Below are 13777 nucleotides of genomic sequence, written 5' to 3' on the forward strand. Positions count from 1 at the left end.
AGTTTTAGATTTGAGAAAGCAGCAAAACCTTCATGGGCTTTGCTGCTTTTTTTAATATTGACTAATGTAAGTCTTACCTGTCTTTATTTTTCTTTTTGTCAAAGATAATGATTAAGGTAATTAATAGTAGTAGTGATCCAACAATGAGCATGATTCGTTGCCCCGCCATCATTTCCCCAGTATGGGGAAGTTTTGGATCTGCAGGATCTCTTTTGTCATTTTCTGGATTCTCTTTTTCAGGCGAAGTTTGTCCACCATTATTTCCTTCTTTTTGATAGACATAAATCACTTTTTGGACGTCATTCGCAAACGTTCCAGAGGCGTTGGTTGGTATTTCCATCACGGTCCAACCAGAAATTTCTTTTGGCTTGCTTTCATATGGCATGTCGACTTTCCCAGTTAGAATCGTTGGCTTCGATAGTTGATTCCCTTCAGTATCCTCATACTTAACTATCACTGGTGCCGCATCAGAGCGATCATAAAGGTAGATCACTTCCTGTGGGTCTTCGCCAAAAATCCCATGGGCATTGCTTGGTGCCTCTGGCACATACCAACCTGGAATTTCTTTTGGTTCGCTTTCGTAGGGCAGACCAACTTTTCCGCTTAAGATCGTTGGTTCTGACAGTTGATTTCCTTCGGTATCTTCATACTTGACCGTCACTGGTGCCGCATGGGAGCGATCGTAAACATAGATTACTTCCTGTGCGTCTTCGCTAAAAATTCCATGAGCATTAGTCGGTGTTTCTGGCACATACCAGCCTGGAATTTCTTTTGGTTCGCTTTCATATGGCAATCCAACTTTCCCGTTTAAGATCGTTGGTTCTGACAGTTGATTTCCTTCGGTATCCTCATATTTGACTGTCACTGGTGCCGCATCCGAGCGGTCGTAAACATAGATCACTTCCTGCGGGTCTTCGCTAAAAATTCCTTGAGCATTGCTTGGTGTCTCTGGCACATACCACCCAGGAATTTCTTTCGGTTCGCTTTCATAGGGCAATCCAACTTTTCCGCTTAGAATCGTTGGTTCCGACAGTTGATTCCCTTCGGTGTCTTCATACTTAACTGTTACAGGTGCCGCATCCGAGCAGTCGTAAACATAGATCACTTTCTGTGGGTCTTCGCTAAAAATTCCTTGAGCATTGCTTGGTGTCTCTGGCACATACCAACCGGGGATTTCTTTTGGTTCGCTTTCGTATGGCAGACCAACTTTTCCGCTTAAAATCGTTGATTCAGATAGTTGATTTCCTTCAGTATCCTCATACTTGACCGTCACTGGTGCCGCATCGGATCGATCGTAAACATAGATCACTTCCTGTGGGGCTTCGCCAAAAATTCCATGAGCATTACTTGGCGTTTCTGGCACATACCAACCGGGGATTTCTTTTGGCTCGCTTTCGTAGGGCAGACCAACTTTCCCGCTTAAGATCGTCGGTGTCGACAGTTGATTTCCTTCGGTATCTTCATACTTGACCGTCACTGGTGCCGCATCAGAGCGATCATAGACATAAATTACTTCCTGTGGGTCTTCGCCAAAAATCCCATGGGCATTGCTTGGTGCCTCTGGCACATACCAACCTGGAATTTCTTTTGGTTCGCTCTCGTATGGCAGACCAACTTTTCCGCTTAAGATCGTCGGTTCCGACAGTTGATTTCCTTCGGCATCTTCATATTTGACTGTTACAGGTGCTGAATCAGAGCGATCATAAAGGTAGATCACTTCCTGTGGGTCTTCACCAAAAATTCCATGAGCATTGCTTGGTGTCTCAGGCACATACCAGCCTGGAATTTCTTTTGGTTCGCTCTCGTATGGCAGACCAACTTTTCCGCTTAAGATCGTCGGTTCCGACAGTTGATTTCCTTCGGTATCTTCATACTTGACCGTCACTGGTGCCGCATCCGATCGATCATAAACATAGATCACTTCCTGTGGGTCTTCGCCAAAAATTCCATGAGCATTACTTGGCGTTTCTGGCACATACCAACCAGGTATTTCTTTTGGTTCGCTTTCGTATGGTAGACCAACTTTCCCGCTTAAGATCGTCGGTGTCGACAGTTGATTTCCTTCGGTATCTTCATACTTGACCGTCACTGGTGCTGCATCCGATCGAGCATAAACATAGATCACTTCCTGTGGGTCTTCACCAAAAATCCCATGGGCATTGCTTGGTGCCTCTGGCACATACCAGCCTGGAATTTCTTTAGATTCGCTCTCGTATGGCAGACCAACTTTTCCGCTTAAAATCGTCGGTTCCGACAGTTGATTTCCTTCGGTATCTTCATACTTGACCGTCACTGGTGCCGCATCAGAGCGATCATAAACGTAGATCACTTCCTGTGGGTCTTCACCAAAAATCCCATGAGCATTGCTTGGTGTCTCAGGCACATACCAGCCTGGAATTTCTTTAGGTTCGCTCTCGTATGGCAGACCAACTTTTCCGCTTAAGATCGTCGGTTCCGACAGTTGATTTCCTTCGGTATCTTCATACTTGACCGTCACTGGTGCCGCATCAGAGCGATCATAAACGTAGATCACTTCCTGTGGGTCTTCACCAAAAATTCCATGAGCATTACTTGGCGTTTCTGGCACATACCAACCAGGTATTTTTTTTGGTTCGCTTTCGTATGGTAGACCAACTTTCCCGCTTAGAATCGTAGGTTCTGACAATTGATTTCCTTCGGCATCTTCATATTTGACTGTTACAGGTGCTGCATCCGATCGAGCATAAACATAAATCACTTCCTGCGCTTCTTCGCCAAAAATCCCATGAGCATTACTCGGAGTTTCTGGCACATACCAACCAGGGATTTCTTTTGGCTCGCTTTCGTATGGTAGACCAACTTTCCCGCTTAAAATCGTTGGTTCCGACAGTTGCTTTCCTTCGGTATCCTCATACTTGACCGTCACTGATGCCGCATCGGAGCGATCATAAACATAGATCACTTCTTGAGGTTCTGCGGTAAATGTTCCAAAAGCGTTACTCGGTGTTTCTGTCAAGAACCACCCTGGTATTTCCTTTGCTTCAGTTTCATAAGGAAGTCCTATCGTACCGTTTAAAATTGTCTCAGTCGACAGTGGATTCCCATCGACATCCTCATATCGAACTGTAACTGGTTGTGCTTCCTTTTTTTCCCACACATAAGTACCAGTCTTGCTTCCGTCATATTCATGAAAAAAGTTAGTTGGTGTCAGGGTTAAATGTTCGGTGGAAAGATTCCCCTCAAGGTCTTTTTCAAAGATCCAATTACCTGTATACAGTTCAGCAGGCATCACATTCTCTGGCAAAGTAGGACGGAGATTTTCTGCTAGATGTAAAAAGGTCGTCTTATCTCCTAAATGTAATCTTTTGAGTCCATTCATTCCTCTAAACATCCCACTAGCAACAGCAAATGCAGAACTAGAAGAACCAACATTTGTGGTGTCCCAATTTGATAAATCCAATTCTTCTATTTTCGGTGTTACTTCAAATAAGTTAAACATATTGGTAACGCTTGAGGTATCCCAATTTGACACATCTAAATGAAGTAAGTTTCTTGCTCCCCCAAACATACTCATCATGTTTTCTATATTTGAAGTATCCCAATTTGAAACATCAATCGTAGTCAATTTACTGACCCAATCACCGGTCAAATTATTATAGAACATATAGTCTGTTCGTTTTACTTTAGAGGTATCCCAATTCGAGACATCGATTTCTGTTAAACTAGCAGTATTTTGAAAGACCCCCTGCATTCCTTCGACTTTAGAGGTATCCCAGTTTGAGACATCCAACTTGGTCACTCTTCTAACACCATTAAACATATTATTTATATTCGTAACATTACCTGTTTCCCAATTCGAGACATCCAGCTCGGTTAACTGATTCACATTTTGAAACATAAAGAACATACCAGTGACATTGGAGGTATCCCAATTTGAAACGTCCAATTCAGTTAAGCTGCTGTTTCCATTAAACATATAGTTCATGATTGTTCCATTAGATGTATCCCAATTTGAAACGTTCACTGAACGTAATGCGCTAGCGCTATGAAACATGTAACCAAAGTTTGTTACATTCGAGACATCGATTTTCTCTGCATTCTCGATAGTCTCCAGACTTGTTAATCGTGTATCAAGGGTATGACCAGAAAACATATAGGCTGAATTGGTTGGAAAAATGACCGTACCATTTACAACAATTCGAGTAACATTTCTATAAGTTATTCGCCAAGGGGATGTGGCTGGCGTGCCAGCTGTTCCTTCTTCTAGCACAACTGTTCGAGTTTCCTCATCCCATGTCCAAGGAACGGTTCCCCATGTTCCTCTGACTAATGAGTCTGATCGCTCATAGACATAAATGACTTCCTGTTCTTCTTCAGTAAATCTACCTGATGCATTGGCTGGTGTTTCTACAACAGACCAACCGGGAATCTCTTTGGGCTCACTTATGTATCGTTCTCCTACCTCCCCATCTAGCATGTCTGGTTCAGATAACTCATTCCCTTCGGTATCTTCATAACGTATAGTCACTGGTGCTGAGATTAACCTTTCCCAAACATATGTCCCTGGGTTACTGCCATCATACTGATTCATAAACTCATCAGATGAAGCATAAATTACTGGAGTTGAACCGTTATCCCCCTCATCATTGATACGCTCTATCCATCTTCCAGAGTAGGGTAGACCTGCGTTGATTCTTGGCAATCTTACGTTTGAAGCAAAAATAGATTTCTCACCTAAGGTCAGTTCACGTAACGATTGGGTCATGTCAAACATATTATTCGTATTTGTAACATTCGTTACATCCCAGCTCGAAAGATCAAGACTCGTTAACGCTCTAGCCGAACTGAACATACTCAGCATCGATGTGACATTCGACACGTCCCAGTTTGACACGTCAATAGTAACTAATGAAGTCGCTACTCCAAACATATTCGACATGTTTGTTACACTCGAAACATCCCAACGTGAAAGATCCAAGCTTGTGAGAGAGTTAACCGCATTAAACATCAAGCCCATATCAGTTACACTGGAAACATCCCAGTTTGAAAGGTCTAAGTCGGATAGGGATCTGGCTAGACCAAACATGCTACGCATATTCGTCACGCTTGATACGTCCCAACTTGCAACATCCAAACTCGTTAAAGACTCTGCTGAATTAAACATTCCTCCCATATTTTGTACATTTGATACATCCCAATTTGACACATCTAAGCTTGCTAAAGATCTGGTTTGTCCAAACATTCCATTCATGTCCGTCACATTCGATACATTCCAATTTGATACATCAATATTTTTTAGTGTAGTAACGCCATGAAACATGCGATCCATGTTTGTCACATTTGACACATCGATATTTCCTGCATGCTCAATCGTCAGCAAATCTGTTAGACGTTCTGCTGCTTGCGCTTGCGGTGATCCAAACAACCATGAAACATCTTCTGGAAAAATAACCTTGCCATTAACAGAAATTTGAACAACATTCGTGTAGGTTTTCCAAGGTGCTGTGGCTGACGTGCCGGCTGCCCCTTCTTCTAACGCAATTGTTTTCGTTTCCTCATCCCATGTCCAAGGAACGGTTCCCCATAGACCTTCAGCCACTTCTTCTGATTCCTCTTGATTGACTTCCGCCTTACTATCTAAACTAGCTTCACTGGATTCATCCTTAGAAGAGCTTTCAGATGTTTCTGCCTCTATACTGCTTTCTGTTTCGCTAGGGTCCACAGATTCAGTAGTATCTAAACTGTCTTCAGTAGATAGCGTCGATTGTTCCGCATCTGTCAATCGACTCTCTTCAAACTGCTCCGTAATTCCCTCCGTTTCTTCAGCTGTAAAAGCTTCACCAATAGAAAGATCCGTCATTTCCTGATTATTTTTAACCCTGTCATTTTGGGAAACATCTACAACTGTATTTGCTAATACAGTGATGGGATGTCCTAATGCCATTGTAATGACCAACATAATATACCCTAACTTGCGTATCACTTTCCTAACACTCCTATTCTTTTCGCTTCAATTTCTCAAATCATGATCATTTATTATTCAGGCAGTCACCTTCGAACCCGCATAGTCATAAAAGGATACTAAGTTCTAAAGAAGAGTATATAAGGTTGCTTTTGAATACAAAAATCGTATTTTTCACCCTGGGGGGAAATACAGCATAAAAAAGCCTATTCAAAAGGCTTTCCCTGCTTTTGAATAGACTTAAAATATGTTTATTATTTAATTATTTTATAAGTTCGAACATTTGAGGTTCGACTGTTCTGAATAATAGTCCCCAGTCCTGTTTATCAGGTACTGTTTTTAATAGTAACCAGTTGGTACTTAGATTATACTCTGATAGATATTCACTATAATTCGTGACAACTAGATCAATATCTTCTTGATTCAAAAAATCTTCCGTCAAAGCAGGAATCGCAATGAAAAAGATTTGATGCCGATCACCAAAATATTGAAAAACTCGAGATTTTATCATTTGACAAACATATAGATCGCCTTCTAATAAAAAAACAATTTTCTTCCTTTTATATAACCATTGTTCCCGCAGTCTTTCTGATAGCAATGTTAAGCTAGTCGCCATATCTTCCAAAAAGTCTTCTGTTAAATCTAATTTAGATAGAAAGGAGCGCAGAAAATGGCGATTTTTCATGTATGATTCCTTACATTCAAACTTGGTTTTTTCTATAATCTCAGACATTATTTTATTTTGGACCGGAGAAATCAAGTGATTGATATATCTCGAAAGGAAAAAAGCGTCGAAAACCCAAAATAGTTCGGTTGTGTGTAATTCTGGAAAGTAGTTTTTTAGATAATTTTCCGTTAGAACAGTTAAAGAATCATTTAATTGTAACAGTTCACAAAATAGTTTATCTTGATCGACTCGATCAAAAGGACGCTTGGCAATAGTAGCTAAATATAACCAACAAAGCTCGTTTACTCCTAATTCAACTTGATAGTTCTTTTGAATTCTTTGCTGGATCAAAAGTAGATTATTGGAGTCCTTGCTATTCATTACATTTTTATAAAGCTTTGATGGTACTTTGATTGTTTTTCCTTGTCGTACTCGCTCAATAGCAATATATAGACTGTAATAAAATTCAATCGGCGAAGTACCTGTTCCAACTGATGCTTCAGTTAACTTCGATAAAAAAGTCTGATAGATTAATCCATGAATCTCTTTAGGAGGAACCAACGTGTGAGGGGTCATTTCTCCTTCATAATAAAAGTCTTTGAAAAATTTTCGGATGTTTGCTTCATCACCTTTTAAATCAATTGGAGTAAGTGATAGTTTTAAGCCGTATTCTTTAAGAACCGGCTCAATTCGTCTCAAATAGCGTCGAAAAGACGTTTCAGAAAGGTGAAAACGGTCAATCAATTCCGCTACATCCTCTAGTTCATCATAGAAAATATTCCCTAACAATTCAAACAGAATTTCATTTTGCAATAGCTTTTCTTTTTGTTCAATAAATCGTAGGGAATTCTTTTTTTCGAAAAGATAGCCATTATTGGTTGAAACAATTTTAGCACTATCAGAAAAATATTCTTTTAACTTGTTTATATCAGTTAAAATCGTCCGTTCAGAAACTTCATTTAGTTTAGCTAATTGGCCTTTGGTCGCTATTTGAGTGCGTTCAAAAAGGTTTAGTATCCGAAACCAACGAACAGTTGTCGGGTCAGCAATAAACTTCAGTTGTAAGTTTTTCATCTACACACCTCCAATTCAAATCAAAATCACTATACCTATCTTAACATTGTATATTCATTTAATCATACCTTATTTGATCTATGATATTTGAAAAAATAAGCTAAAAATATCCATTTCCTATAAACTATTTCTATTTAATGATAATTTAAAAATAATTAAAGTGAAGCCAAACAGTATATTAAACAGCTACCACAATTTTAACAAGATATTATAATGAAATAGATCAGTTGAAGAAATTGTAAAAAAATAAGAATGGAAAACTGAAACAACATCTCTCAGGATATTTTATATTTCACCTTAAAGCTAAATATGGTGAAAAATTATAAGTTGAAAATCGAATCCATAATTTGATATATAATCAATTCACTTTTTTATTGAGAAGTAGCGTTCTTCTCAAGAGTAGTTAGAACACAACTCTGACTATTTCTGATTGAATAGAAAATCCTCAATCATACGTACTATCATATAGACATTTTAAAAATCAATGTTCACATCTATTTTCCAGTTATTCCAAATAAAAAAACAGCCAAGCCTCAAGCTTGACTGTTTTTTCATTTCATATAGGAATACAATTCCTACTCTTAAATTGTCCCTCACACATTCAAAATCCACATAAACCCAAGAAAGACAAAGAACAAGGCGTACATGATTGGTGAGACTTCTTTGCCGCGTTTGGCTGCTAACATGGTAATTGGGTAAAAGATGAAGCCCAACGCGATCCCATCGGAGATGCTGTAGGTCAACGGCATGCCTAATAGAATCAAGAAGGCTGGGATTGCGATTTCCATTTCGTGCCATTTGATCTCTCGCAGCGATTGCGCCATCAATACACCTACGACGATCAGTGCTGGTGCCGTCACTTGAGAAGTGACAACGGATAGCAATGGTGAAAAGAACAAGCCGAACAAGAAGAAAATTCCAGTCGTCACAGCAGTCAAGCCAGAACGACCGCCCACGGCGATCCCAGCGGAAGATTCCACATACGCCCCTACTGGTGAGGTCCCTAATAAAGAACCGGCGAGCATGGCGGTGGAGTCAGAAGCAAGTGCTTTGCCGACCCGCGGCATTTTGTTGTCTTTCATGAAGCCTGCTTGGTTGGCAAGCCCCACCAAGGTGCCTGCGGTATCAAAGAAAGTGACGAGTAAGAAAGTCAGTACTACGACCCACATTTGCAGGGAGTTGATGTCTCCTACATGGTTTAGCGCCACTAAGAATGTGGAAGAAATACTTGGTGCAGCAGAAACGATACTGGATGGTGCTTGGATCAAGCCAGTCAAAAGACCTAAAACAGTTGTTGCGGCCATCCCGATAAAAATTCCACCAGGAACTCTGCGAACCATCAAGACGGCAGTGATCACTAGACCAAAAATCGTCAGCCACGTCGTACCGACACTCAATGAGCCTAGTGCCACAAGGGTCGAATCGTCGGAAACGATGATCCCGCCTTCGCTCAGTCCCAAAAAGGCGATGAACAGACCGATCCCGCCAGAGATGGCGTATTTTAAATCAGCAGGGATCGCATCAATGATCAGCTCCCTTAATTTGAAGATCGTGATCACGATGAAAATCAGTGATGCCACAAACACACCCGCTAATGCTGTTTGCCATGGAACCCCCATTCCAATACAAACTGAATAAGAAAAGAAGGCGTTGATCCCTAATGCGGGTGCCGTAGCGATCGGGTATTTTGCTAAAACCCCCATCAAGATACAGCCCAATGCACTGGCTAGCGCCGTTGCTGTAAAGACGGCACCTTCGTCCATCCCAGATGCCCCAAGGACCGTTGGATTGACGAATAGAATATAGGCCATTGAGATAAAGGTGGTAAAACCAGCTAAGATTTCTCGTTTAACCGTTGTTTGTAAGACATCCAGCCCAAAAAAGGAATTGATTTGATTCTTCATTTTTACTCCTCCAGCAATCAAGCAAAGGTGTCGCCATTGCTTGATTTTTTTATAATGAAAACGACGAAATCAATCATAAACCAACTTTATCTGCAAGTAAATATTATCCGGTTAAAAAAACCAATAAAACGCTTTTTCCAACATCTTACCCTTAGTTGTTTCTAATCAACGTGTAACGACTTCTCATTCACCAATTGCTCCAGCTGTTCCTTGGTGGTGCGCTTGATGGAAAGCTTTGGCAACTCGTTCAACGCAAAGTAATCGCTGTTGGAGGTTTCACTGTTTTTGATAAAGTCCCCTGCCAGAACCTCACATTCAAAGACCAACTTATAGTATTGAAACACTTGCGGAATGTCTTGTCTTAGATTCGTATCAAAAATTGCTCGCAGCTCCTTCACCTCTACTAGCAAACCGGTTTCTTCCAGCACTTCTTTTTTGATGTTTTCCCGAGGTGTCAAGCCAATCTCTGCATAGCCACCCGGCAGTGACCATTCTTTCGTCAGGCTGTCTTCCACTAGCAAGATTTTTTCGTCTTTTTGGATCAATGCTCGTACGTCGACTTTAGGTGTAGGATACCCCTCATTTTTTTCTGTTAAAATGGTCAACGCAGCTGCGTCTTGATCCACGACGGTACTCATCAAATGCAATGCCAACTCTTTGATTTCTTGGTATCGTTCCTTATCGTACACATCTTTGCCATAGTACAAACCTGCTTCAGCGATCGATAACAGGCGTTTGTATTGCGCAAAATAATCTTTCATCCATTCCCCGCCTTTTCCATTTCTCTGTTATGCTTCTTATTCTAGAGGAAATCGGCGGTTTTGCAAAAGAAAGTCTTCTGAGACATAAGAAACAATCCGTCTTGCTTTGACAGCTAAACTTCCCCAAAAGCTGAATCATGAGAAATAGCTCCTCAAAAAAAGCAGTTGGCATGTACCTAGAACAGGTATAACGCCCACTGCTTTGCTTATTTACTTAGCTCAATTGCGATTCTCTCGATCAATGGGCGATAATCCACTTGCTTGTAATCTTCCACATTGACTTCGATAAGCTCCCCTAACTGAAAGTCATCGTAACGGCGATCGGTGATGATTTGCCGAAACACTTCTTTGGTTATATGGTTGGTTGCAGCTTGTCTATCTTCCAGCACATCCCCGTAATGGTATCGTTCCATGATAAAACTCAAATGACGGTCATCCGCTCGATCACGTATGAAACGTCTTTCCCATAAGGTTTCAAACGAGGCAGTCAAACGTATGGTCAAGCAGTCGTAGCCATAACTTTGAGCGAGAAAAGTCAGCAAGGGCTTCTGCTTTTCACTAAAGGGGTATTCCGAGACCACCAAGCGTTTTCCTAGAGACATGTACAAGCCCAATGCCTGATAGTAAAAAGGCCAAACATACTGCTTTTCGATCTGGGCTTTTTCTGCCAATGAATCAAAGCCAAGGGATTCGGCATAGCACTCTTTGATTTCATCTGGCGTAAGAGCGAAAAGATTGGGAAAACGTGCCTTCAGCAGATTCAGTAAATAACTTTTTCCAGTCCCAGGGCTGCCTGCCAATAAAACAAGCATCTTTTTGCGTACCATCTATTTGCCGATCTCAGTCGGCGCTTTCGTATTCATGAAAAGGCCGATCTTGTGCTTGACGATTTCTTTGATGGCTTCATTGGATGGGATTACGTTGTGGCGCAATGATTTGTTGACTTCCGTTGCCCCAAAATTTTCTTTCGCAATCTTCGTCCAATTGACCAACAATTCAGTACCTACATTAAACTTGCGAATGCCGTTATTGATCAATTCAGGATAATCTTCTTCTTTGACGCCAGTTCCTCCATGAATGACTAGCGGCACGTCGACGACTGCATGGATCTCCTTCAATAACTCAACATTCACTTCGGTTTTGGAGCGGAATTGGCCGTGATTGGTTCCGATAGCGATGGCTAGCGCATCGACGCCAGTAGCAGCGACAAATTCTACTGCATCTTCTGGGCGTGTGAAGACTTTATCGTCTTCTTCCACATGAATGCCTTCTTCTGTGCCGCCGATCGTTCCTAGTTCTCCTTCGACGGACACCCCATAGGCATGGGCGTATTCTACGACTGCGCGCGTTTTCAAAATATTCTCTTTGAAGGGCAAATGCGAACCATCATACATCACCGAGCTATAGCCGCTATCAATCGCCGCTTTGATCTCATCGAAATCTCTGGCATGGTCCAAATGCAAGACAGCGTCCACCAGCTCGTGATCGGCAATCGTTTTGACGACATTTACCAAGACATCATAGCCGATGTATTTCGCCGTATCGATACTTGTTTGAATGATGATAGGTGCCCCCATCTCTTTGGCTGCCCGCAGCATGCTTGGCAGCATTTCTAAATTATGGGTATTAAAAGCCCCCACTGTAAAATTCAATGCTTCTGCTGTTTTCGTTACTTCTTTTAATGTTGTATACATCCTTGATTCCACCTCGTCTAGTTTAATTGCCGCTGATCGTAAGTTGTTTGGCGATTTGCCGCATTTCTTCCATTTTATCCATGTAATAGTCGATCTTTGCATCGTCGCCATTTCGTGCGGCGGCGGCACGCTGAGCATTGTAAAGGGACATCAGTTTTTTGTAGCCGTCCCCGATCGATTTCTTCGCCTGCAAACTTTTTTCCAATGCGTCGATCGCTTCTTCTGTGCGAGAAAGTTTTGCCTGGGCTAAGCCTAACGCTTCATACAATTTTGCCTGTTCGTCGATGTCGGTTTCTGCTTGCAACTGACTTTCTAAAGTTTTAATAAGCGCTTCTGCCTCTTGGCTTTCTTCAGCGGTCAAAGGAACCGCTGGTGTTTCTGTGGGCTTTTTTTCTTTTTTGAAAAAAGAGAACATGCGTCTTCCTCCTAGCGATTAAAAGTTTTTCAACAATGGACTGATGATCCAAGCATATAGCAGGGCTGCCGTGACGGTATCCACATCAGTTGCCGTAGCGTTAACAAAGCCCATTTGATTGAAGATCGTCACAAGTAGTGCTGGTAGTAACGTAATGAAGAAACCGTGGAAGATCCCTCCGATGATCGCCCCTCGACGTCCACCGACCGCATTGCCGAAGATCCCAGCGGTACCGCCGGCAAAGAAGTTCGTCAGCATCCCCGGCAAGATCATCGCCAAGCCAAAGACTGGTAAAACGAACATGGCGATGACTGTCCCAATCGTTGTAGTAATAAAGCCTAAAATAACTGCGTTTGGGCTATATGGGAAGAACACCGGGCAATCGAGTGCGGGTTTTGCATCGGGCACCAATTTCATGGCGATCCCACGAAACGCTGGGACAATCTCGCCTAAGAGCAACCGCACACCGGCTAGCAAAACATAGACCCCAACCACGAATTGGATGGCTTGCAAGAAGGCATACATGATATAGTTTTGATCACCAGAGAGCGTAGAAGCAAAGGTTTCTCCAGCAAACAAGACCGTCACGATATACAGTGGAACCATCACGACCATGACAGAAAGATAGGTGTCTTGTAAAAATTCAAAAGAACGTGGCAGTTTGATGTCTTCGATCGATTTTTTCTTCTCGCCTCTTTCTCCAAACAGATAGGCAACGCCTGCTTCAAAGAGGTAGCCGATCGTACAAAAATGTCCGAGAGCAATGTCGTCTGAACCAGTGACTTTGCGGATGATGGGCTGAGCCATCGCTGGCATCGCTACGGCAAAGATCGCCCCAATCAACCCACCGACAAGAATCAAGACAACGCCCCGTAAACCAGCGAAATAGCCAAAGACCGTCGTCATGGTCGCCATCCATAAAATGGCTTGACCCGTCAAGAAAATATATTTCCATTTTGTAAAGCGTGCCAATAAAATATTAAAAACAAAGATGGCTAAAAATGTCAGCGCTATGTCCCGACCCAAGCCCAACTCATTCATCGCTTGCCCGTTGATGGCTTCGATGGAAGGGATTATGCCTTGCATGTCGAATCCTTCTGTGAAAATCTCGCCGAAATAGGTCAAACTACCGACGATGATGCTAGAACCAGCGCTTAAAACCTGGAAGCCCAATAGCGTCTTCAAACTTCCTGAAATGACTTGACCTGCTGACTTTTTCTGAAGCAACAGCCCTAACATCGCGATCAAAGCGATCGTGATCGATGCCTGCGTTAAAATATTATCAATGATAAAATTGATGATGCCCATTTTTTCAAACTCC

At 42.0% G+C, this 13777-nt stretch carries 8 protein-coding genes; all 8 read right to left on the reverse strand.

The window, feature by feature from the left end; all coding sequences use genetic code 11:
* Positions 1–73: 73 nt before the first annotated feature.
* The 8 genes from IGJ26_RS11490 to IGJ26_RS11525 all read right to left on the reverse strand — a co-directional run bounded on the left by IGJ26_RS11490 (position 74) and on the right by IGJ26_RS11525 (position 13764).
* Positions 74–5962 (reverse strand): MucBP domain-containing protein, encoded by a 5889-nt coding sequence (locus tag IGJ26_RS11490; RefSeq protein ID WP_430599639.1) that lies wholly within the window; start codon positions 5960–5962, stop codon positions 74–76.
* 241 nt (positions 5963–6203) lie between these two features.
* The gene (locus IGJ26_RS11495) at positions 6204–7682 is read right to left on the reverse strand and encodes a helix-turn-helix domain-containing protein (RefSeq protein WP_430599641.1); all 1479 of its coding nucleotides are present in this window, start codon (positions 7680–7682) and stop codon (positions 6204–6206) included.
* Positions 7683–8275: 593 nt separating this feature from the next.
* Complete coding sequence (locus IGJ26_RS11500; RefSeq protein ID WP_194199679.1) at positions 8276–9586, reverse strand: NCS2 family permease; 1311 nt, start codon at positions 9584–9586, stop codon at positions 8276–8278.
* A 161-nt stretch (positions 9587–9747) separates the two neighbouring features.
* Positions 9748–10347: an NUDIX hydrolase gene (locus tag IGJ26_RS11505; protein ID WP_194199680.1), complete on the reverse strand. Its 600-nt coding sequence runs from the start codon at positions 10345–10347 to the stop codon at positions 9748–9750.
* Positions 10348–10553: 206 nt separating this feature from the next.
* Entirely contained in the window at positions 10554–11174 is a 621-nt protein-coding gene (locus IGJ26_RS11510) for a zeta toxin family protein (RefSeq protein WP_194199681.1), read from the reverse strand.
* The gene (locus IGJ26_RS11515; protein ID WP_430599643.1) at positions 11175–12041 is read right to left on the reverse strand and encodes a class II fructose-bisphosphate aldolase; all 867 of its coding nucleotides are present in this window, start codon (positions 12039–12041) and stop codon (positions 11175–11177) included.
* A 22-nt stretch (positions 12042–12063) separates the two neighbouring features.
* Entirely contained in the window at positions 12064–12456 is a 393-nt protein-coding gene (locus IGJ26_RS11520) for a hypothetical protein (protein WP_005234663.1), read from the reverse strand.
* An 18-nt stretch (positions 12457–12474) separates the two neighbouring features.
* Positions 12475–13764, reverse strand: coding sequence for a PTS sugar transporter subunit IIC (locus tag IGJ26_RS11525; protein ID WP_008379073.1), 1290 nt, complete (start codon positions 13762–13764; stop codon positions 12475–12477).
* Positions 13765–13777 lie beyond the last annotated feature (13 nt).

Origin of the sequence: Enterococcus sp. AZ095a (genome assembly GCF_050546735.1) — a bacterium.
GTDB classification, from domain to species: domain Bacteria; phylum Bacillota; class Bacilli; order Lactobacillales; family Enterococcaceae; genus Enterococcus_D; species Enterococcus_D entomosocium.